This is a genomic window from Vibrio sp. FE10 (assembly GCF_030297155.1).
In the GTDB taxonomy this organism is placed as follows: domain Bacteria; phylum Pseudomonadota; class Gammaproteobacteria; order Enterobacterales; family Vibrionaceae; genus Vibrio; species Vibrio apostichopi.
On sequence record NZ_AP028067.1, the window covers coordinates 944,385 to 966,951 of the forward strand.

24 protein-coding genes are annotated in these 22,567 nt (G+C 44.5%); 20 read left to right on the plus strand and 4 right to left on the minus strand.

The genetic code is table 11. The annotated features are described in order from the left end of the window. Positions 1-2: 2 nt before the first annotated feature. The 20 genes from QUF19_RS04320 (at position 3) to QUF19_RS04415 (ending at position 17,578) form a co-directional block, all read left to right on the plus strand. Entirely contained in the window at positions 3-890 is an 888-nt protein-coding gene (locus QUF19_RS04320) for a MinD/ParA family protein (RefSeq protein WP_102436967.1), read from the plus strand. Then, positions 883-1,617: an RNA polymerase sigma factor FliA gene (locus tag QUF19_RS04325; RefSeq protein WP_017104840.1), complete on the plus strand. Its 735-nt coding sequence runs from the start codon at positions 883-885 to the stop codon at positions 1,615-1,617. Before QUF19_RS04320 ends, QUF19_RS04325 begins: the two co-directional genes overlap by 8 nt. 42 nt (positions 1,618-1,659) lie before the next feature. Beyond that, positions 1,660-2,028, plus strand: coding sequence for a chemotaxis response regulator CheY (gene cheY / locus QUF19_RS04330; RefSeq protein WP_017104841.1), 369 nt, complete (start codon positions 1,660-1,662; stop codon positions 2,026-2,028). Between the two features lie 114 nt (positions 2,029-2,142). Further along, positions 2,143-2,874 (plus strand): protein phosphatase CheZ, encoded by a 732-nt coding sequence (locus QUF19_RS04335; protein ID WP_017104842.1) that lies wholly within the window; start codon positions 2,143-2,145, stop codon positions 2,872-2,874. Positions 2,875-2,883: 9 nt separating this feature from the next. Next, positions 2,884-5,070: a chemotaxis protein CheA gene (locus QUF19_RS04340; protein WP_286296505.1), complete on the plus strand. Its 2,187-nt coding sequence runs from the start codon at positions 2,884-2,886 to the stop codon at positions 5,068-5,070. 13 nt (positions 5,071-5,083) lie between these two features. Beyond that, entirely contained in the window at positions 5,084-6,208 is a 1,125-nt protein-coding gene (locus QUF19_RS04345; protein ID WP_286296508.1) for a protein-glutamate methylesterase/protein-glutamine glutaminase, read from the plus strand. Between the two features lie 10 nt (positions 6,209-6,218). After that, entirely contained in the window at positions 6,219-7,001 is a 783-nt protein-coding gene (locus QUF19_RS04350) for a ParA family protein (protein ID WP_286296510.1), read from the plus strand. Continuing rightward, on the plus strand, positions 6,988-8,127 hold the full coding sequence (locus tag QUF19_RS04355; RefSeq protein ID WP_286296513.1) for a chemotaxis protein CheW: 1,140 nt from the start codon (positions 6,988-6,990) through the stop codon (positions 8,125-8,127). The genes QUF19_RS04350 and QUF19_RS04355 overlap by 14 nt, the downstream gene beginning before the upstream one ends. 72 nt (positions 8,128-8,199) lie before the next feature. Further along, positions 8,200-8,694 carry a chemotaxis protein CheW gene (locus QUF19_RS04360; protein WP_004736225.1) on the plus strand — a complete coding sequence of 165 codons (495 nt, stop codon included), beginning with the start codon at positions 8,200-8,202 and terminating at the stop codon, positions 8,692-8,694. Next, complete coding sequence (locus QUF19_RS04365) at positions 8,694-9,203, plus strand: DUF2802 domain-containing protein (protein ID WP_286296529.1); 510 nt, start codon at positions 8,694-8,696, stop codon at positions 9,201-9,203. The genes QUF19_RS04360 and QUF19_RS04365 overlap by 1 nt, the downstream gene beginning before the upstream one ends. A gap of 280 nt (positions 9,204-9,483) precedes the next feature. Next, the gene (ccmA, locus tag QUF19_RS04370) at positions 9,484-10,101 is read left to right on the plus strand and encodes a cytochrome c biogenesis heme-transporting ATPase CcmA (RefSeq protein WP_286296532.1); all 618 of its coding nucleotides are present in this window, start codon (positions 9,484-9,486) and stop codon (positions 10,099-10,101) included. A gap of 1 nt (position 10,102) precedes the next feature. Then, the gene (ccmB, locus tag QUF19_RS04375; protein WP_102435296.1) at positions 10,103-10,771 is read left to right on the plus strand and encodes a heme exporter protein CcmB; all 669 of its coding nucleotides are present in this window, start codon (positions 10,103-10,105) and stop codon (positions 10,769-10,771) included. 148 nt (positions 10,772-10,919) lie between these two features. Next, entirely contained in the window at positions 10,920-11,660 is a 741-nt protein-coding gene (locus tag QUF19_RS04380) for a heme ABC transporter permease (protein WP_017104850.1), read from the plus strand. A gap of 14 nt (positions 11,661-11,674) precedes the next feature. Then, positions 11,675-11,881, plus strand: a complete 207-nt coding sequence (ccmD, locus tag QUF19_RS04385) for a heme exporter protein CcmD (RefSeq protein WP_102435298.1) — start codon at positions 11,675-11,677, stop codon at positions 11,879-11,881. Further along, positions 11,878-12,360: a cytochrome c maturation protein CcmE gene (ccmE, locus tag QUF19_RS04390; RefSeq protein ID WP_017076805.1), complete on the plus strand. Its 483-nt coding sequence runs from the start codon at positions 11,878-11,880 to the stop codon at positions 12,358-12,360. The genes ccmD and ccmE overlap by 4 nt, the downstream gene beginning before the upstream one ends. After that, positions 12,357-14,327 carry a heme lyase CcmF/NrfE family subunit gene (locus QUF19_RS04395; protein ID WP_102435299.1) on the plus strand — a complete coding sequence of 657 codons (1,971 nt, stop codon included), beginning with the start codon at positions 12,357-12,359 and terminating at the stop codon, positions 14,325-14,327. The genes ccmE and QUF19_RS04395 overlap by 4 nt, the downstream gene beginning before the upstream one ends. Before the next feature lie 5 nt (positions 14,328-14,332). Next, the gene (locus QUF19_RS04400) at positions 14,333-14,884 is read left to right on the plus strand and encodes a DsbE family thiol:disulfide interchange protein (RefSeq protein ID WP_286296549.1); all 552 of its coding nucleotides are present in this window, start codon (positions 14,333-14,335) and stop codon (positions 14,882-14,884) included. After that, positions 14,881-15,369 carry a cytochrome c-type biogenesis protein gene (locus QUF19_RS04405; protein ID WP_065104891.1) on the plus strand — a complete coding sequence of 163 codons (489 nt, stop codon included), beginning with the start codon at positions 14,881-14,883 and terminating at the stop codon, positions 15,367-15,369. The genes QUF19_RS04400 and QUF19_RS04405 overlap by 4 nt, the downstream gene beginning before the upstream one ends. Then, positions 15,369-16,589, plus strand: coding sequence for a c-type cytochrome biogenesis protein CcmI (gene ccmI / locus QUF19_RS04410; protein ID WP_286296556.1), 1,221 nt, complete (start codon positions 15,369-15,371; stop codon positions 16,587-16,589). The genes QUF19_RS04405 and ccmI overlap by 1 nt, the downstream gene beginning before the upstream one ends. Positions 16,590-16,792: 203 nt before the next feature. After that, a complete protein-coding gene (locus tag QUF19_RS04415; protein ID WP_286296559.1) occupies positions 16,793-17,578 on the plus strand; it encodes an MlaA family lipoprotein in 786 nt (261 codons plus the stop codon). Between the two features lie 91 nt (positions 17,579-17,669). Here QUF19_RS04415 and QUF19_RS04420 read toward each other — a convergent pair whose 3' ends face one another. From QUF19_RS04420 to QUF19_RS04435, 4 genes are all read right to left on the minus strand, one after another. Further along, positions 17,670-18,965 carry an outer membrane protein transport protein gene (locus QUF19_RS04420; protein WP_286296560.1) on the minus strand — a complete coding sequence of 432 codons (1,296 nt, stop codon included), beginning with the start codon at positions 18,963-18,965 and terminating at the stop codon, positions 17,670-17,672. Positions 18,966-19,261: 296 nt separating this feature from the next. Then, on the minus strand, positions 19,262-20,524 hold the full coding sequence (locus QUF19_RS04425) for an outer membrane protein transport protein (RefSeq protein WP_286296562.1): 1,263 nt from the start codon (positions 20,522-20,524) through the stop codon (positions 19,262-19,264). Between the two features lie 297 nt (positions 20,525-20,821). Further along, complete coding sequence (locus tag QUF19_RS04430) at positions 20,822-21,550, minus strand: DUF3379 domain-containing protein (protein ID WP_286296564.1); 729 nt, start codon at positions 21,548-21,550, stop codon at positions 20,822-20,824. Beyond that, entirely contained in the window at positions 21,543-22,091 is a 549-nt protein-coding gene (locus QUF19_RS04435; protein WP_004736042.1) for a sigma-70 family RNA polymerase sigma factor, read from the minus strand. Before QUF19_RS04435 ends, QUF19_RS04430 begins: the two co-directional genes overlap by 8 nt. Between the last annotated feature and the right edge of the window lie 476 nt (positions 22,092-22,567).

Genomic DNA, 22,567 nt, shown 5'->3' on the forward strand with positions numbered 1-22,567 from the left:
ATATGAATGAAAATATGATACATGATCAAGCTAGCGGCCTCCGTCGCTTAACCAAGCCTTCAATCACGAAAGTTATCGCTGTAACTGGCGGTAAGGGTGGGGTAGGTAAATCTAATGTGACGTTAGGTATGGCTATTTGCATGGCTCGCCAAGGCAAAAAAGTCATGGTACTGGATGCCGATTTAGGATTGGCTAACGTCGATATCATGCTGGGTATTCGTTCTAAACGAAATCTAGGGCATGTTTTAGCGGGTGAGTGTGAACTTAAGGATGCGATTGTCGAAGGGCCGCACGGAATTAAGATAATTCCAGCGACATCGGGTACACAGAGCATGACTGAACTTTCACATGCTCAACATGCTGGTTTGATTCGAGCGTTCGGTTCTCTTGAAGACGAGATGGACATCTTGTTAGTCGATACGGCAGCAGGCATCTCAGACATGGTGATTAGCTTTTCAAGAGCGGCGCAAGATGTCGTGGTTGTGGTATGTGATGAACCAACTTCGATCACTGATGCTTATGCCTTGATTAAGCTGTTGAGCCGCGAGCACCAAGTTCAGCGATTCAAAATCGTTGCAAATATGGTCAGAAGCTATCGCGAAGGCCGAGAATTATTTGCAAAGTTGACTTTGGTCACAGAGCGTTTCTTGAATGTGAGCCTCGAACTCGTAGCATGTATTCCTTTAGATGATAAAGTACGTCAATCAGTCAAGAGACAGAAAATCGTAGTAGATGCGTTCCCTCGCTCTCCTGCGGCATTGGCAATCAGTTCATTAGCAAATAAAGCATTGACGTGGCCAATACCAAAAACGCCAAGCGGGCATTTGGAATTTTTTGTTGAAAGGCTGCTGAACCGTACTGAATTTGTAGAGGAACCATTTGGTGAATAAAGCGCTTACCTACGATCAGCATGCAAATCTCAATAGCCAGCAGGCTTTTTTTGAGAAGTACTCTGTGTTGGTTAAACGTATCGCTCATCACTTGTTGGGGCGATTGCCGCCTAATGTATTGGTTGATGACTTAATTCAAGCAGGCATGATTGGCTTGATTGAAGCACAACAAAACTATGATGGTACGAAAGGCGCAAGCTTTGAGACGTATGCTGGTATTCGAATTCGCGGGGCTATGTTGGATGACATTCGCCGTGGGGATTGGGTGCCAAGATCGGTTCACAAAAATAATCGAGAAATCAGCAGTGCGATTGCAGAACTGGAAAGTGTTCTGAATCGAGACCCAAGTGATGCCGAAGTGGCCAAACACATGGGGCTCAGTTTAGATCAGTACCACAGTGCATTGACCGATATTAACTGCTCAAGATTGGTCGGTATCGAAGATTTAGGCGTCTCAGATGATGTCATATCTCCGAATGAAGATTCTCAAGACAATACGCCCTTTCAAGGGGTTGCAGATGAGTCATTCCGCCAAGCTTTGATCGATTCGATAAAACAACTTCCGGAAAGGGAAGGCCTCGTGCTTTCACTTTATTACGACGAAGAACTCAATTTAAAAGAGATTGGGGAAGTGTTAGGTGTCAGCGAATCTCGTGTCAGCCAAATACTGAGCCAATCTATGCAGCGTCTACGCACTAAGTTAAGTGCTTGGACACAGAACGACTAACAACACTGGTTTTATTCAGTGGAGGCTAATTTGAACAAAAACATGAAAATTCTCATTGTTGACGACTTTTCAACGATGCGCCGAATTGTTAAAAACCTACTACGCGATTTAGGTTTCAACAACACTCAAGAAGCAGACGATGGCTTGACCGCGTTACCAATGCTGAAAAAAGGCGAATTTGATTTCGTGGTAACCGACTGGAACATGCCTGGTATGCAAGGTATTGACCTGTTAAAACACGTTCGTGCAGACGCAGAACTTAAGCACCTTCCTGTGCTTATGATCACGGCCGAAGCGAAACGTGAACAGATCATCGAAGCTGCTCAAGCAGGTGTTAATGGTTACATTGTGAAGCCTTTCACAGCGGCAACTCTGAAAGAGAAACTTGATAAGATTTTTGATCGCTTATAAGCGTCAATAATAACCTGTTTTTAGGCGCTTCTAGAGAAACACTCACGGTTAAGTGTGTTGTTTACCTCAATAGTCGAAGCGTCACAAAGTATGCGGAGTAAGGCCGAACTCAGGATGATTTCATTAGAACAAGCAAAAAAATTAGTAGAGCTGCTTGAAAACGATGAGCAGCAAGGTGCTGATTCTCTTGTTAGAAGCATTTATGAAGATAATTTTAGTCTTCAAGACAATCCAATGCTTCAAGAAATAGGTAGTCTGACTCGCGACCTCCATGACTCTTTGGCTCAATTCAATTTCGATGAACGCATCAGCGTTATCGCAAATGATGAAATCCCTGATGCTAGGGATCGCCTTCAATATGTCATTGATAAAACGGAAGTTGCAGCAAACAAGACGATGGACGCAGTCGATCGTTGTATGCCAATAGCAGACAACCTACACGAGTGTTTACTTCAAGTAAGGCCTCAATGGAATGAACTGATGCATGGCCGCATTGAGCTGGCACAATTTAAAGCTTTATGTCACCGCATTGATGGATTACTTGTCCAAGTAGAAGGCGATAGTACTGAACTACGTGGACAACTGACTGAAATCTTGATGGCTCAGGATTTCCAAGATTTAACTGGGCAGATCATTAGCAAAGTTATTACCTTGGTAAATGAGGTTGAAGGACGTTTGGTAGAGATTCTCACGGTATTCGGTGCGAATCAAATAGAGCCAACTCCAGAAAAAGAGAAGAAAGCATCTATTGCTCCTGAGGGTCCAATTATGAACCCAGAAGCGCGCGAAGACGCTGTGGCATCTCAAGATGAAGTCGACGATTTGTTATCCAGTCTTGGATTTTAAAGGTAACGTATGAGCTACGATTTAGACGAAGATATTCTTCAGGACTTTTTAGTCGAAGCAGGAGAGATCCTTGAACTCCTATCAGAACAATTGGTAGAGCTTGAGAATAACCCTGACGACAAAGACCTATTAAATGCTATTTTCCGTGGTTTCCATACAGTAAAAGGTGGTGCTGGTTTCCTAGCATTGACTGAGCTGGTGGATACTTGTCATGGTGCTGAGAATGTGTTCGACATTCTAAGAAACGGTCAACGCAGCGTAACATCAGGCTTGATGGACACGATGCTGCAGGCTCTCGATACAGTTAATGTACAGTTTCGAGCCGTGCAAGATCAGGAAGCTTTAGTACCCGCTGACCAATCTTTATTGGATGAGCTTCATCGTCTCTGTAAACCAGAGGCTGCAGATGAAGTCGCGCCAGCCCCTGTCATCCCTGAACCTATTGTTGCTGCGCCTGAGCCTGTTGTAGAAAGCTCTAGCATCAGTGCATCTTCAGTGGATGATATCTCTGAAGATGAGTTTGAACGCCTACTTGATGAACTTCATGGTAAAGGTGGTTCACCAACAGCCGCTTCTGCACCAACTCCGCCGCCAGCGCCCGCTGCTCCTCAGCCAGTTGCTGACAGTGGTGATATTACTGATGACGAATTTGAAAAGTTATTAGATGAACTGCACGGTGCGGGTAATAGCCCGACAGCGGCAAGTTCAACGCCACCACCGCCACCACCTCCTGTTGCTGCTCCAGTTTCGGCGATGTCTGAAGGCGATGACCTGATGACGGACGAAGAGTTTGAGAAGTTACTTGACCAGTTACATGGTTCAGGCAATGGCCCGTCGATTGAAGAGCTGGATGCTGCAACTAAGCCTGCTGATGTAACAGCGGCTCCTGTTGCACCTGCACCACAAGTCACGCCTAAGCCAGCAACCCCAGCTGTTGCGAAACCTGCTGCTAAAGCTGAACCTAAGCCGAATGTTCCAGCTAAGGCTGAAGTTAAAACGCCAGCGAAGAAGCAACAAGCGGAAGCAACGGTTCGTGTTGATACATCAACTCTCGATACCATTATGAACATGGTGGGTGAGTTGGTATTGGTTCGTAACCGACTGGTGAGTTTAGGCTTAAACAGCAACGACGAAGAAATGGCGAAAGCTGTTTCGAATTTAGACGTTGTTACCGCAGACCTTCAAGGTGCGGTAATGAAGACTCGTATGCAGCCGATCAAGAAAGTTTTTGGTCGTTTCCCACGAGTTGTCCGCGACCTTGCTCGTAGTTTGAAGAAAGATATTGTTCTTGAAATGCGCGGTGAAGAAACGGATCTTGATAAGAATTTAGTAGAAGCACTTGCCGATCCACTGATTCACTTAGTGAGAAACTCTGTGGACCACGGTATTGAGATGCCTGAAGCTCGTATTGCGGCTGGCAAATCACAAACAGGTAAAGTGATCCTATCTGCCTCGCAAGAAGGTGACCATATTGAATTGGCTATCGTTGATGACGGTGGCGGTATGGACCCTGATAAGCTTCGTGCTATTGCGGTTAAACGTGGCCTGATGGACGAAGACGCAGCGTCTCGCTTATCAAACAAAGAGTGTTTCAATCTTATTTTTGCACCTGGCTTCTCAAGCAAAGAGCAAATCTCAGATATCTCTGGCCGTGGCGTAGGCATGGACGTTGTGAAAACAGCGATTAATACACTGAATGGCTCGATCGATATCGATTCTGAAATGGGTCAAGGCACCAAGATTACGATCAAGGTTCCACTGACACTTGCGATTCTACCAACCTTGATGGTCGGTGTTGCGGGTCACCCATTCGCATTGCCATTGGCTTCTGTAAACGAGATTTTCCACTTAGACCTTAGCCGCACTAACGTGGTTGATGGCCAGTTGACTATCATCGTTCGTGACAAATCTATCCCGTTGTTCTACTTGCAAAATTGGCTGGCACCAAAAGCCGGTATTGTTGAACTACGTAAAGGACATGGCCACGTTGTTATTGTTCAGCTTGGCAGCCAAAGAGTTGGTTTTGTTGTTGATACGCTGATTGGCCAAGAAGAAGTCGTTATCAAGCCACTTGATAAGTTGTTGCAAGGTACGCCAGGTATGGCAGGCGCGACAATTACAAGTGATGGACACATTGCATTGATTCTGGATGTGCCTGACTTGTTGAAGCAGTACGCTGCAGCATCAAGAATTTAATTTAAGGATAAATATGGCGATTAAAGTATTAGTCGTTGATGATTCGAGCTTTTTCCGCCGTCGCGTAAGCGAGATCATCAACTCAGAGGCTCGCCTAGAAGTCATCGATGTAGCTGTAAATGGTAAAGAAGCGGTTGAAAAAGCAAAGAAGCTTAGACCTGACGTCATTACTATGGACATCGAAATGCCAGTCATGGACGGCATCACAGCCGTTCGTGAAATTATGGCCGCGTCTCCAACGCCTATTTTGATGTTTTCATCGTTAACGCATGATGGTGCTAGAGCAACATTGGACGCGTTGGATGCCGGAGCTCTGGATTTCTTACCTAAGAAGTTCGAAGACATCGCTCGAAACCGGGACGATGCAGTCGCTCTCCTTCAACAGCGTGTGATTCAAATTGCCGCTAAGCGCGCGTTCATGCGTCGTACACCTGTTGCTCCTCGAGCAACGGCAGCAGCAACTGCGTCAACAGCTTCATCGCTGCGTCAAACCACTTCAGCGGCAACACCTGCTGCGAAGCCTGTTGTCGCATCGACTGCAAAATTTAGAGCATCAGGTAAAAAGTATCAGTTAACTGCCATTGGTACGTCGACTGGCGGTCCTGTTGCACTACAAAAGATTTTGACTCGCATTCCAGCTCACTATCCACATCCGATCGTGTTAGTTCAGCACATGCCAGCAACCTTTACCGCTGCATTTGCAAGCCGACTGAATACCTTGTGTAAAATTGAAGTTCGCGAAGCGCAAGACGGAGATGTGTTGAAACCAGGAGTGGCTTACCTTGCTCCCGGCGGTAAACAGATGATGGTTGATGGCCGTGCAGGGTCTGCTCGCTTACGAATTATCGATGGTGGCGACCGAATGAACTACAAGCCTTGTGTGGATGTTACATTTGGTTCTGCTGCAAAGATTTACGGTGACAAAGTCTTGTCTATGATACTGACCGGTATGGGTGCTGATGGTCGAGAAGGTTCGCGTATGTTAAAAACTGCGGGCTCGACGATTTGGGCGCAAGACGAAGATAGCTGTGTTGTATATGGTATGCCTCAAGCTGTAGCAAAAGCTGGCATTTCTACTGAAGACCTACCTCTAGACCGTATTGCGGAAAGGATCCTGGTTGAAGTTGGCTTAGCTTAGGTAAATCGACATGATTGTTTGGAGTGTTGCAAACCAAAAAGGTGGTGTTGGTAAAACAACCACGACAGTGACTTTGGCAGGCTTGCTTGCCTTGAAAGGGCACCGTGTTCTGTTGGTTGATACCGATCCGCATGCATCACTGACCACTTATCTGGGTTACGACTCAGATACGGTGGAGTCGAGTTTGTTTGATCTGTTTCAGTTGCGAGAGTTTACTGCTCAGACGGTAAGACCTTTGACATTGCAAACTGAAGTTGAAGGCATTGATATTATCCCTGCACATATGTCGCTCGCGACATTAGACCGTGTGATGGGTAATCGCAGTGGAATGGGATTAATTTTAAAGCGTGCGCTTGCCGCTTTGAAAGATGACTATGATTATGTGTTGATCGATTGCCCGCCGATTCTTGGCGTGATGATGGTGAATGCATTGGCAGGCAGTGATCGTATTCTCATCCCAGTACAGACTGAGTTTCTGGCAATGAAAGGGTTAGAACGCATGATTCGCACTCTGACTATCATGCAAAAATCTCGTAAAACGCCGTTTAAAGTGACAGTAGTACCGACGATGTATGACAAGCGAACCAAGGCTTCATTACAGACGTTAACTCAGCTGAAAGAAGATTATCCAAATCAAGTTTGGACATCTGCTGTCCCTATTGACACTAAGTTTAGAGATGCAAGCCTAAAGCGCTTACCAGCATCTCATTTTGCATCGGGTAGTCGTGGTGTATTTGCTTACAAACAGTTGCTTATTTATCTCGAAAGGCTGGCGATAAATGAGCGCGAATAAAGAATCAACCATGGCGCGACCAAGTTTATCGAGTGAACAAGCACTTGATGATTACTTTACTGCGCTGTTAGGCGATGAAGTTCTGGATTCTGACGAATTTTTTGTTGACGAGTCTAACGATGAGTCATCATCTGCAGAGCCAGAGCCAGAGCCAGAGCCAGAGCCAGAGCCAGAGCCAGAGCCAGAGCCAGAGCCAGAGCCAGAGCCAGAGCCAAAACGTTCAAGTTACTCCACCTACGCCGAGTTGCGACAGGCGGAGTTTGAGGTTCCAAACCTTGAGGATGTACAAAAACTGCTGAGCCGCTTAGAAGCGACGAATGTGGTTGATGAACTGAATCTTGATGAATTAATGGATCAAAATACGCAGAAAATTGCTCAACACGCAGACATGCAAATCTATGATGCTGCCGTTGAATCCGTTCAGCTTTCTGTAGAGCCTGAAATTCAAGACTGGAATCTCCCTGAGCCTGATTTATCAATAGCTCTTGAGCTATATGTTGAACAAGCTGTTGAGCCGACAATTGAGTCACCAATAGCTGAAGATTCGCACGTTGAAGCTCAGCAAGACGAAACGAACATTGAAGAACCAGAGATTGAATCGGTCAGTGAACCTGAGGTTGAGCTTGAAACTCAATCTGGCGGCATTGAACGGTTTACATCATGGGAAAGCACAGCTCGAACAGAAGATTTTCAGGTACTGTATTTTGATGTCAACGGGGTAACTTTTGCGGTTCCTCTTGATGAACTTGGTGGTATTCATCGCCTTGAAGAGCTCAGCCATTTGATTGGTAAGCCTGCTTGGTATTTAGGTTTGCAAACAAACCGAGAGAGTCAGTTAGATGTTGTCGACACCGCAAAATGGGTGATGTCGGAGAAACTAACGAATGATGAATACAAAGAAAACTATCAATATATAGTTATGCTTGGAGAAAGCTTGTGGGGGCTTGCCGGCACTGAGCTGAAAGGCACTGAGCTTCTCAATACAGATAAAGTACGTTGGCGAGAAATGGCAGGGAAACGGCCTTGGCTCGCTGGTATGGTAAAAGAAAAAATGTGTGCTTTGATTCATGTCGAAGCATTGATCGCCATGCTAAACGCAGGGCTAGATGTAAAAGCATTAAGCTAGTAATAAGCATTAGGCTAACAACAAGCATCAAGTTAATAATAGTGGTCGGTAACGACGGCAAGAGGATTAAATATGTCTCATATGAGTGAAATTGAAGTAAGAAAAGACCCAACTAATGATGAAGTACTTCAATGGGTGACATTCCAGCTAGAAGAAGAAACTTACGGCATTAATGTTATGCAGGTACGTGAAGTACTTCGCTACAGCGAAATCGCTCCAGTACCAGGTGCTCCAGACTACGTTCTAGGTATTATCAACCTACGTGGTAACGTTGTGACTGTTATCGACACTCGTTCTCGCTTTGGTTTGATGCAAGGTGAAATCACAGACAACACTCGTATCATCGTTATCGAATCTGAGCGTCAAGTTATTGGTATCTTAGTAGATAGCGTTGCTGAAGTGGTTTACTTACGTTCTTCTGAGATCGACACGACTCCAAGTGTTGGTACTGACGAAAGTGCTAAGTTCATCCAAGGTGTAAGCAACCGTGATGGCAAGCTGCTTATCTTAGTAGATTTAAACAAACTACTAAGCGAAGACGAATGGGATGAGATGGCTCACCTGTAATGTTTGAAGCGCTTCCTTTGAGTCCTGCAGTGTTAATTGCAGGAGTCGGCGTGTTTACGTTGTTCATCTTGATTTTGCTTAGCAAAGTAAAAAGAGCTATTCAAAAACAGGTAGACCAATCACGCCTTCAAGTTCGTAACTTGGACAAAGAGCTGCAAAAATCGAGTAAGCAATTACTTGAGGTTCGCTCTGTTGTTCTTGGTCTTGGTCAAAAAGTGACTGAGCAACAAGATGTGATTAAGCATTTGAATGAGCGTATCGTTGAACTCGAACACGCTGATACTGATGGCCGTTTGTACACACGAGCGACCAAAATGGTTCAGCTTGGTGCTGGGATCAACGAACTGATTGAAGAATGCGAATTGCCGAAAGCGGAAGCTGAGCTAATGATGTCTCTGCAGAATAAGCTTGCAGGCAAAGAGAAGATTCCTTCATTAAGAAGTAATCCGTCATCTTTTGACGAACAACCCTCTTCTCACGATCGTAAGCCTCCACCTCGACGTCGTTAAATTGAGCGCTCAATCAGTATTAATAATCAGATGTTTATTATGTACTCCTCTTAAAAAGAAGCTTTGGCTTCTTTTTTTATGTCTGTCGATTTATTTATAGAACGATGTTTATAAGTGCTTGTATCTAGGGCAATATCTGCTTCAAGAATAAAAATGTGTAAATTGTGATGCGGTAGTAACAGTTTCTTACGGAGTTTGTTCCCTCGAAAACGCCTAGTCCTGTTTTGTGACCTTATTGGTGTGCTACTATAGCCCTCTCATTACTCGACTAAATTTACCTATGCTAGAAGTCTCTAATTTAACTGCTATTCGTGACGACAGGGTTCTCTTTGAATCGTTGTCTTTTCAGCTAAAACCAGGCGAACTGGTTCAAGTTGAAGGTCGTAACGGTACTGGGAAAACGACACTCCTGAGAATCATCACTGGCTTAGGTGACCGTGATGAAGGCTCTATATCTTGGGATGGTAACTCTATTGAGTCGAGTCGAGACATTTATCATCAGAACCTTCTGTTTCTTGGGCACCAAACGGGTGTGAAGCGCGAACTGAGCGCGTATGAGAACCTTAGTTTTTATCAATCGATTCATAATGCTGATACCACCAAGGAAGAGCTCTATCATGCCTTGACTCAAGTGGGTCTGGCTGGAAGAGAGGATGTGCTTGCAGGTCAACTTTCTGCAGGTCAGCAACGTCGTGTTGCGTTGGCGCGTCTTTGGTTGAGTAAGCAAATGTTATGGATTTTAGATGAACCACTGACTGCGATTGATAAGCAGGGCGTGAAAGTTCTTGAATCTCTTTTTTCTCAGCATGCTGATAATGGTGGCATTGTGTTATTGACTACTCACCAAGACATGTTTGCTGATAGCCCGAAACTAAGAAAAATAAAGTTGGGTGAGTAATATGATCTCTTCAATGACAATGATCATTCGACGTGAACTGCTTATCGCATTTCGTCGTCAAGCGGACATTTTTAACCCACTGTGGTTTTTCATCATTGTAATTACCCTTTTTCCATTAAGCATTGGGCCAGAGCCAAACTTACTTGCGCGCATTGCAGCAGGCATCGTTTGGGTAGCCGCTTTACTCTCTGCATTGCTCTCTTTAGAGCGCTTGTTTCGCGATGATTTTCAAGACGGCGCCCTTGAGCAGATGATGCTGATGCCCATCCCGTTGCAGTTGGTAGTCTTGTCCAAGGTCATAGCACACTGGGTATTGACCGGGTTACCATTAATTTTGATTAGTCCGCTATTGGCGGTATTGCTGTCTTTGGATTTCGATACCTGGCTGTCGGTTGTTTTAACGTTATTGGTCGGTACACCTGCATTGAGCTTTATCGGTGCGATTGGTGTGGCTTTAACGGTAGGGCTCCAGAAGGGCGGTGTGCTGTTAAGCCTGTTAATTCTGCCGCTTTACATCCCCATTTTGATATTCGCGACGTCAGCGATTGACGCTGCGGCATTGGGCGTTGCGTACAACGGCCAGTTGGCGGTGCTTGGGGCGATGTTAATGGGTGCCATGACTCTGACACCTTTTGCGATCAGCGCCGCACTTAGAGTGAGTGTGAACTGATTAGGGTTCCGTTATCGTATAGCTAATATGAACCAAATGTGTCGATTGGACTCATAGAGTCAGTAAAACTGAAAGCAAGACAAATAAAATTATTATAATTATAGCTTTAATAGCTGTAAGCAATATGAAGTAAGAGTGAGATTACAACATGTGGAAATGGCTCCATCCCTATGCCAAAGCAGAAACGTCTTACCAGCTCGCTGGTAAACTTTTGCCATGGTTCTCTATCCTAGCGCTATTGTGTCTATCCGTCGGTACGGTGTGGGGCTTAGCGTTCGCACCTTCAGATTACCAACAAGGTGATAGCTTCCGAATCATCTACATCCATGTTCCGTCTGCAATTTGGTCGATGGGCGTGTACATGTCGATGGCGATTGCTGCCTTTATCGGTTTGGTATGGCAAGTCAGATTGTCTGAAATGGCGGCACTGGCAATGGCTCCGATTGGTGCTGTGTTTACTTTTATCGCGCTTTTAACGGGTGCGGTTTGGGGTAAACCAATGTGGGGTGCTTGGTGGGTTTGGGATGCACGTTTAACCTCAGAGCTCATTCTACTATTCCTATATTTGGGTGTGATTGCATTACACCACGCCTTTGATGATCAAAAAACAGCGGCAAAAGCGGCGGGTATTTTGGCTATCGTAGGTGTTATCAACCTGCCGATTATTCACTTCTCTGTTGAGTGGTGGAACACCCTTCATCAGGGCGCGACGATTACTAAGTTTGATCAGCCTTCTATTTCAAATGACATGTTATGGCCGCTTCTTCTGAATATCTTCGGCTTCGCCTTCTTCTTTGGTGCCGTCACTATGGTTCGTTTTAGAAACGAAATCATCAGTAAAGAAAGTCACCGTCCGTGGGTTCGTAAACTCGCGGCTGATAAAGCGTAGTAGGGTAGGTAATTATGTATTTTGAATCTCTGAGTGATTTCTTTGCCATGGGTGGCTACGCCTCATATGTATGGAGTGCATTTGGAATCACATTCCTCGCGATGATCATCTTACTGGTAGTAAGTGTTCGTCGTAGTAAGCAATTACTAACTGAAGTACAAGCGAAGATTGATCGTCAAGCTCGTATCGATGCAGCAAAAAATATGGAGAACACTCTATGAACCCAAGACGTAAGAAGAGGCTGGGCATTGTCTTAGCGATCTTTTTTGGTATCAGTGCAACTGTTGGATTAATGGTTTATGCACTTAACCAGAACATGGATCTGTTCTACACACCAACTGAGCTTGTTAATGGCAAAGACGGTAAAAAACCTGAAGTTGGCCAACGCCTGCGTATTGGTGGCATGGTTGTAGTCGGTTCTGTAAGCCGTGACAACGAGTCACTACGTGTAAGCTTTGATTTGAAAGATGTCGGCCCTAAAGTAACAATTTTATACGATGGCATTCTTCCTGATCTTTTCCGTGAAGGACAAGGTATTGTTGCTCAAGGCGTTCTAAAAGATGCGACAACAATTGAAGCGTTCGAAGTATTAGCGAAACACGATGAAGAGTACATGCCTTCTGAAGTTGCTGAAGCAATGAAGAAAACCCATGAGCCAATGCAGTACTCGACAGAACAAAAAGAAGGAAGTGCTCAATGATAGCCGAGATCGGCCACTTTGCCATGATCCTGTCCTTAGGGCTGGGATTGCTATTGAGTGTGCTCCCACTGTATGGGGCCGCTCGAAACAACACATTATTGATGAATAGTGCACGACCGTTGTCGTGGGGTATGTTCGGATTCCTAGCGATTTCGTTTTTCATCTTGTGTTACGCGTTCTACACCAATGATTTTACGATTCAATACGTTGCAAGTAACTCAAACAGCCAACTCCCTTGGTACTACCGTATAACTGCGGTTTGGGGTGCGCACGAAGGCTCTTTACTACTTTGGGTTCTAATCCAAGCGGGTTGGACGGTTGCCGTTGCGACGTTTAGCCGTGGTATGCCTCAAGAGTCGGTTGCTCGCGTACTTGCGATCATGGGTTTGATTACTGTCGGCTTCTTGCTGTTCATTATCGTAACGTCTAACCCATTCTTACGTACGCTACCTTTCTTCCCTGTCGATGGCCGTGACTTAAACCCGCTATTGCAAGATCCGGGTTTGATTATTCACCCGCCAATGCTTTACATGGGTTACGTGGGTTTCTCGGTAGCGTTCTCTTTTGCTATTGCTTCTCTAATGAGTGGTCGTTTAGATACGGCATGGGCTCGTTGGTCTCGTCCTTGGACAATCGCGGCTTGGTTATTTCTAACAGTAGGTATCGCACTAGGCTCATGGTGGGCTTACTACGAACTTGGCTGGGGTGGCTGGTGGTTCTGGGATCCAGTAGAAAACGCTTCATTCATGCCTTGGTTGGCTGGTACTGCGTTAATGCACTCGCTTGCGGTAACAGAAAAGCGCGGCACGTTTAAAGCTTGGACCGTTTTACTTGCGATCTCTGCGTTCTCATTAAGCTTACTAGGTACGTTCCTCGTTCGTTCGGGCATCTTGGTTTCTGTTCACGCGTTCGCGTCGGATCCTGCTCGTGGTATGTTTATTCTAGGCTTCCTAGTATTTGTTATCGGTGGTTCACTGCTGTTGTTCGCTGTTAAAGGCGCATCGGTTCGTGTCCGTGGTAATTTTGATTTAGTGTCTCGTGAAAATGCGCTACTCGGCAACAACATCTTATTGATTGCTGCGTTAGTGGTTGTGTTAGTGGGTACATTGCTACCACTCGTTCATAAGCAGTTAGGTCTGGGATCGGTTTCAATCGGTGCACCATTCTTTGACATGTTGTTCTTCTGGTTAATGATCCCGTTCTCTTTCCTATTGGGTATCGGTCCACTTATCCGTTGGAAGCGTGACAACCTGTCTAAGCTTATTAAACCAATGTTAGTTTCGGGTATTTTCTCGCTAGGTTTAAGCGCGCTAATGGTAACCCTGCTGGCTGACCGCTTCAGTGGTACGGCTTACACTGGTTGGGTAATGGCGTTCTGGATCTTCTTCATGCATGGCTTTGAGCTGCATGAGCGTGCAACTCACCGCCATACTTTCATGAAAGGCCTAACTAAACTGCCTCGTAGCCACTGGGCGATGATCTGTGGTCATATTGGTTTAGCTGTAACAGTGATCGGTATTGCAATGGTGCAAAACTACAGTATTGAACGTGATGTTCGTCTGGCACCTGGCGAAAGCTACCAGCTTGAAGAGTACGACTTCCTATTTACAGGTGTTCGTGACAAAGATGGCCCTAACTACGATGGTTACATCGCTGACTTTGAAATTACCAAAGAAGGCAAATACATCAACACGCTTCACGCTGAAAAACGTTTCTACACCACTGCTAAGTCTATGATGACTGAAGCGGCGATTGATCGTGGCGTTACACGTGACTTATACATCGCAATGGGTGAGCGTTTAGACGACAACAAATCTTGGGCAGTTCGCATCTACTACAAACCGTTTGTACGTTGGATCTGGGCAGGTTCTTTGATCATGTCGATTGGTGGCGTAATTGCAATCAGTGACCGTCGTTACCGTTTCCGTAAGCCAACGAAAAAGTCGGCTGAAGAGCAGGAGGCATAATTCGAATGAACAAGAAGATTTTATTCATTCCATTGATTGCATTCATGGTTCTAGCTGGAATCTTTGCAACTCAATTGATGCGCAACCAGTCGGGTGATGACCCGACTAAACTGGAATCGGTATTGATTGGTAAGCCCGTTCCTGAGTTTGGTTTAGAAGACTTAGAGCAACCTGGTAAGTTCCATGACCAAGCTATCTTTAAAGGCGAGCCACTGCTGCTTAACGTTTGGGCGACTTGGTGCCCGACTTGTTATGCAGAGCACTCTTACTTGAATAAGCTGGCTGATCAAGGCGTTAAGATTATTGGTCTTAACTACAAAGATGATCGCAACAAAGCGGTAGGTTGGTTGAACGAGTTAGGTAATCCTTACCTAATTAGCTTGTTCGATGGAAATGGCATGCTGGGTCTAGACCTTGGCGTATATGGCGCACCAGAGACGTTCCTAATCGACGTTAACGGTGTTGTTCGTTACCGCCACGTTGGTGATGTTAACCCAACAAACTGGGCATCGACACTTCAGCCGATGTACCAAGAGTTATTGGAGGAGGCGAAATGATTAAACAAACACTTGTAGCATTGTTCGCCACGTTCGCTATCTCTGCGTCGGTAACGGCTGCACCTATCGAATTTCATGAGTTTGATACGGTCGATCAAGAGCAACAATTTAAAGATTTGAGCAATACGCTTCGTTGCCCAAAATGTCAGAACAACACGATTGGTGATTCGAACGCGGAACTTGCGGTCGACTTGCGTCAAAAAGTGTACGAGATGACAAAAGATGGCAAGTCTGAGCAAGAAATTATTGATTACATGATTGCTCGTTACGGTAACTTTGTAACGTACAACCCGCCATTGACCTTAGCGACATCGATCCTTTGGGTTGGCCCGTTTGCGGTTGTTGTATTAGGTTTTGGTTTGATTGTTTTACGAAGCAGAAAGTCAAAATCGAAAGCAGTAGAGTCCAATAAAGACTGGGATGCAGACAAAGAAGCACGTTTAAAAGCGTTACTCGACGAAGAGAACGACGGAGATAAACAGTAATGACTCTATTTTGGATTTCTACAATTGTCCTTTCGCTAGCCGCAGTTTTATTGATTGTTCTGCCTTTCTTGAACAAGAAGGAAAACAACGATGACGTGCTTCGCGATGAGTTGAATAAAGCCTTCTATAAAGATCGCTTAGTTGAATTAGAAGTAGAAGCGGAAGAAGGCCTTGTTGATAACCAACAAGAACTGATCGCTGACTTAAAACAGTCGCTACTTGATGATGTTCCAACACAAGAAAAAATCAAGAAGACACAAATCTCTACGCTTGGCGTAGTTGTACCATCAGTGATTCTTGTTTTGGTTGTTACCTACGGTATGTACTTTAAATTTGGTGCATTAGATAAGGTACAGCATTGGCAAGAAGTGAGCGCAAATCTTCCTGCATTGTCTAAAAAGCTAATGTCATCAGAAGGTGGCGCGCTAACCGATGATGAATTGGAAGATCTAACTTTGGCTCTTCGTACTCGTCTGCACTATCAACCAAAAGACTCTACAGGTTGGTTACTGCTAGGTCGTATCGCATTAGCAAATCGTGATGCTGAAACAGCGAAAGATTCAATGGAAAGAGCTTACAAGCTTGAACCTAAGAATGAAGATGTTCAGTTAGGTTTCGCTCAAGCGTTGATGCTTTCTCCGGATGAAGCCGATCAAAACCAAGCTCGTCTGATTTTGAGCCGCTTGATTCAAAATGATTACGTTGACCTTCGTGTGTTCTCGTTACTAGCGTTCGATTCGTTTGAACGTCAGGATTACCCTGGTGCGGTTAAGTACTGGAGTATCATGCAACAGATGATTGGTCCACAAGACAGTCGTTACGAAATGTTGTCACGCAGCATCGAAAGCGCACAGAAGAAAATGGGCGATACCATGGGCGTTGATCAAGGTAAGAGTGTTGCAGTAACACTTGAACTGGCTGGCGATGTCAATGTTGATCCTAAGTCTGTACTGGTTGTTTCAGTGCACAGAGCGGATGGTTCGCCGATGCCTGTTGCAGCAGCCCGTTACCCATTGGGCACTTTCCCTCGCACTGTTGTCCTTGATGACGGCAATAGCATGATGGAAGGCCAGAAACTGTCTAGCCTTGAAACATTAATGGTTCGAGCTAGGCTTGATACAGATGGCAACGTTTCTACACGTGACGGTGATTGGTACGGTGAGAGTGAAGTGGTTGAATTGGGGTCACCCGTTACCATTGATATCAATAAACAATATTAATCATCACTTTGCATAAGTGTTAGCTATTCCGATTTAGTGACAAACGGTATAGACTTACGCAAACAATTGAGGCCAGCGATTGCTGGCCTTTTTTATAACTATACCAATCACAGTTTCTAACGATGTTATCGAGCGTTTTAACAAGCTAGATCAAGCAGTTATTTACTACGGTTGGTGTTATTATTCCTTATGGAAAAGGTGATATGTCTGTCAGTGTTTTAAGACTCTCGAGTTTACTTTTTATCGCAAGCTTAACGGTGGGCTGTTCTAGCGCACCAGACGAAAGCACTAACGATGATAACCTCGAAACTTCTGAATACGTCGAAGAGTCCCACCCGAATGATCCTTTCGAAGGATTCAACCGAGCGATGTGGGATATCAATTACGAATATCTAGACCCTTATTTAGTTCGCCCTGTCTCTCTCGCTTATGTTGGTTACACTCCTGTACCCGTTCGATCGGGTATCTCCAATTTTTTGGCCAACTTAGACGAACCCGCAAGCATGGTGAACAACTTATTCATGGGTAATGGCGAGAAAGCACTCGATCATTTCAACCGTTTTTGGATTAACTCAACATTTGGTTTGTTGGGTTTGATTGATATTGCGAGTGAAGCGGGTATCACCAAGTATGACGATAAGTCGTTTTCTGATGCGATTGGTCACTACGGGGTAGGGAATGGTCCTTACTTTATGGTTCCGGGTTATGGTCCTATTACGACTCGTGAAGTGACCGAGCAAGTGGATAGCTTGTATGTACCTTTGTCATTGATTAGCTTTTGGGCGAGTTTAGGTAAGTGGGCATTCGAAGGTATGGAGACTCGTGCACAGTTAGTGTCGCAAGAAGCCTTGCTAGACGACTCGCCAGATCCGTATGCTTTAACGCGAGATGTTTATATTCAACGTCGTGACTTTAAAGCCGAGATTGAACCCGAAGAGGTCGATCTTGATGAAGAAGATTTCATCGATGGATACCTAGAAGATTACTAGATATAACACTTTGAATAGCTGATAAAAGAAAGGCTCGATGTTTATTTAACATCGAGCCTTTTTAATAATCTATGACTTTAGGTTAAGTCGATTAGAAACGGTAGTTAGCTTGGATACCTACTAGCCAAACGTTACCAGTTGTTGTACCAACAAATTGACCACCAACGACTTCTGCAGCGTCGTCAGATGCATAGCCACGTGATTCTGTGATTGGAGCATCTTTAGCAATGATGTATGTAAAGCCGGCATCTAATGACAGTTGCTCTGACCATTGGTAACCAGCACCAACACTTAGCCAAGTACGATCTGTTTCTGGGATTGTAATAGTACGATTCTTGTCGCTAACTGCCGAAGTATCATAAGCCACACCAGTACGTAGTGCTAGTTTTGGGTCAACTTGGTAAGTTGCACCTAAAGCAAGGCGGTAGTTATCTTCCCAATTTTCCACTTTAACTGTTTGGCTGCCGTATGTGTTTAATTCTGCTTGTAGTTTTTCGAAAGAACTCCAGTCAGTCCAGTTGAAGCTTGCATGAACAGCCAATGCTTCTGTTAGTTGATGGAAGCTTGCAAGCTCTGCTGTTGCAGGAAGTGCCAACATCATATGCCCGTTGTCACGTTGACCTGGTGCCATGCCAAAACCGATGCCCTCTGCGTGACCTTCTAGTTTCAGTTCAACTTCAGACTTGTAGGCAAAACCGATGCGGTGGTCTTCGTTGATCTGCCATGCCGTACCTACTTGCCAACCCCAAGCTGTGTCATCACCTTCCATGTATTTCAGTGTAGTGCCTTCTGAAACTCCGATTGCATTTTTTGCTGGTGTTGTTGCACCAAAGCTACCTTCACCCATAACATAGCGAATACCACCACCAAGACTTACTTGCTCAACAACTTGATAAGCAAAGTTCAGGTTAGCTTCTTTAGTGATTACGCTTGCTTCATTACCGAAGTGGGAAGCATTGAAATCATCGCTTAGGTTGGTTTCCATACCGTAGTTCGTGCCAAATGCAAAACCGATAGCAAATTTTTCGTTGTAACGGTGAGAAATGTAAAGGTTCGGGATAATAGCGTCATCTGCGAAATCGTTTGAAGATGCTTGGCTTGTACCTATAGCAGGGTGAGCGTGGTTTACTTCACCTTTAACATCAATGTTAGGGTTAACGTAGATACCACCAACAGAAACTTGTGTGCCTTCTAGGTAAGTCAGCATTGCAGGGTTACGCCATTGAGCATCCGCGCCGTCTGCCATTGCAGCTTCACCAGCGTACGCACGGCCAAGACCAGTTGCTGAGTATTCTGCTAATTGAAAACCTGCCGCTTGAGTCACGGTAGAAGTCGAAAGTAGTCCAACTGCCACTGCAGCAGATAGAAGAGTCTTATTCATTTTCATTATTATGTTCGCTGAATCATAAGTATTTAGTGGCGTGATTCTACGTTTAGAGTTATTACTTTAAAAATGAAATTCGAATAAAACAGTGTTTTAGGAATTTAATGATCAAATGTGACTGATTATTAGGTAAATAGTCTGAATGTTTCGGCTGTGTTGCGAAATTTGAGCGTACACCTGTAGGCGTATTTTGCCTCTGCAGGCTACAGCTGTAAGCCTAAATTGATGTCAGTCAGTGGTTTAGGTAACAAAAAAGGGTCGCGTAATGCGACCCTTTGGGATTGTTAACTTCGATTATATTAGAAGCTACGGCTGTACTGCAGACCCATTAGGATTGCATCAGCACGAGTTGTTGCTGAAATTGACGAAACAACAGAAGTTGATTCGTTGACTTTAACATCGTCGCCCATTAGGTATGTGAAACCAAAGTCTACGTTTGATGCTTCGTTGATGTGGTATGTGAAACCAGCTGAGAACCATTGGCGGTCTGAATCTGGCACTGAAACTGAAGTTACTTCATCTTGTGCGCTAGTGTCATACATGTAGCCGGCACGAAGTGTCCAATCACGATTCATGTAATATGTACCACCTAGAGAGTAGTGCATACCATTTTGCCATTCGTAATTATTTAGAACACCCGCTTTTTCTGCTTCTAGCTTGTCAAATGAGCTCCAACCAATCCATTGTACTGAATAGTGAACCGCGAATTTAGTATCTTCGATTTTGTGAAAGCCAGAGAACTCAACAATATCAGGTAGAGGCATATAAAGAGTATCATCTTTATATTCAGTGCCTTGGTAACTGATATCTCCTTCAGCTTCAAGCTTCGGAGAGTAGTGATAAGCCAAACCAAAACGGTTGCTTTCATTCAATTCGAAAACAGTACCAAGGTTAAAGCCAACAGCCCAGCCATCTGCTTCAGCGTCAAGAACGGTTTGTCCTGCTTGAGGTAGCAATGGGCTAGGTGGAGTACCAACTTCTGAACTCATTGTTCGTTTCAGCTCGCCTTTACCGTAAATAAGATCAAGGCCAGCGCCGAAGCTCCATTGATCGTTTAAACGGTACGAACCAGCTAGGCCAAAGTTAACACTTTTTACATCTGTAAGACCGCCGTATTCACCACCCACATAGCTATCGCTGAACTCAGTTTTTGTACCAAAGTTCGAATAAGCATTGAAGCCTACAGCAAACTTTTCGTTGATAGGAACAATAAGGTGAATATTTGGAGCTATAGAAGTATCACCAGCATCGTCATAATCAGCATTGCTGGAGGTGCTTCCCATGAAGCCTTTATAGGTAGCATCTTTAACTTCAATCATTGAAGTGATGCTTTCAAAACCAAGAGATAGCTCAGTTTTATCAAATAGTGCCATTGCTGCAGGGTTACGTGCCATTACTGACGCGTTATCTGCGATTACTGCATCACCAGCGAAAGCACGGCCGATGCCGGTTGCTGATTGTGCGTTAAGTTGGAAACCTGCTGCCATCGCTTGCGAAGACGCCAGTGTGATTGTTACTGCTAAAAGAGACTTTTTAAACAGACGCGTGTTGTTGGTAGTCATTCATTTATTCCTTTATATATCCGCCTCTACAGGGCGATTAATTTGAGCAATTGCTCAATGGTGGCTGATCCTATTCGGAAGTATACGATATACAAATCCGACCATTGGAAATTTTGAGGATAAAATTATGGAAATGACGCCTATCTGACACGAAAATGGTGGGAAATGCTTCTTTTTAGAGTTTTAACTCTAGATGTATTGGTTAGGTGAATGGTTTTTCTGTTTATTAATAAATAAAGCCCAGCAATATCAAGAATATAGTTGCTGGGCCTTTTGTGACGGGGCTTTGAGAGCGAATTAGCTCATCGGTTTGATCATTTTTGTTAGCTTTTCGGCGATTTTAGAAACGTCCTCGCCATTTTCACCCACAAGGATAAGGCTGCTGTTATCAATCGGTGTTACTGAACCAGACATACCTTCTTCGTCAAAATCGACGGGCTTTTCTGTCGGAATCCCAGTCAAAAACAGTGTGACTTTGCCTTTTTGACCTTGGAAGACCATATGTACAGCGTTGGACTTACCAAAACCACAATGGTTCAGGTAGTAAACGTGATAAGGAAACGCTTCATCAAACTGAAAAGCAAATGGGTTCATCTTGGCATTGATTTGTTGTGATGTGACTTGTTCGTCGATTGCGCTAACGAAGCTCTTTTCATCAACAACATGTTTCATTGCTGTATCAACCAAGCTTGCTTGAGCTGGAGAGACTAACGCATTTCCCCAGTTAACTTGGCCAACAAGTAAACCGGCAACGAATGCAACTGAGGCTGCCATCGCCATCGCTCGTCGAGCAAAAGTAGGCCTTACTACTTTGCTTTCTTCGCTTGAGGTCTGATTGAACAGAATACGATCTGCGAGATCGTCTGGCACATCCACGTTCATTGCTGAGTGGATCTGCTTATCAAGCGATAGTACATCGTCTAAAAAGTTACTATTGGCTTCGCTATTTGTAGCTGCATCAATAATATCTTGTGTACGTTGCTTAGGTTCCGACAATACACGACGACGAAATTCCAAATCATCCATTATGTTGCCCCCTCTCTGCCTCTTCTGTATCCAGCATCTCTTTCAACTGATTTCGAGCTCTGAATAAACGTGTCATTACCGTGTTTTTGTTGAGATCGAGAATGTCCGCGATCTCATCACCACTAAACCCACCAATGACTTGTAAGAAGAGCGGTTCACGGTAATCAATTTCAAGTTTCATGATCTGAGCTTGCAACCACAGATGTTGATGGTGTGGGTCATCACTGACACTAGCATCATTACCATGATCGTCGATATCAACCAGATCAAACTGTTTGCGTTCAAAACGTCGAGCGTTTTCGCGGCGCAAGATAGTAATCAGCCAAGACTTCGCGGCTTTTTCATCTTGTAGGCTATCGAGTGACTTCCATGCACGAAGGCAAGTCTCTTGTACTAAATCTTCGGCAATGCTTTTGTCTTTACATAACCAATAGGCGTAGCGAAAGAGGTCACGATGATAGGCACGCACGAGTGCTTCGTATTTTCTTTGTTTGTCCATATCAGAGTTGACCGGACGCTTGGCTGTTTTCTTTCCAAACATTTTTATTATTGACACACGAGCCTCCATAATTGCTCTGCGTATAGCTGTCCTCTATACGTCGTGCTTCGTTTTTATATTTTTAGAGCTAACGATCGGCAGGAAATCGTAAAATCACATTAAAATTGATCTACTTCAAAATCTAAGGCCTCGAACAAGCTATAGTACACCTTGTCGTCTAGTTAGTCATTCGTGGCTAGCATGTTGAGCAAGACGACACTTCCTTTTGAAGGCTGACTTTACTTTCTCCTAATCAGGAAACTGATTATTTCAATTGGCGTTAAGTTAATTGCTTTATATACATTCCGACCACACAGCTTTGTGTGGTTTTTTTTTGCCTTCAGAAAATACTCCGATACAAAACCATCGACTCTTTACCTACGCATAACAGTCTCTACTAGCAATAGTTTAGTCTCTTAGGACAACCTTTCCCCCAAAAAGGTTCGCCTGAATGCCCAGTTATATTTTCAAACAGTGAG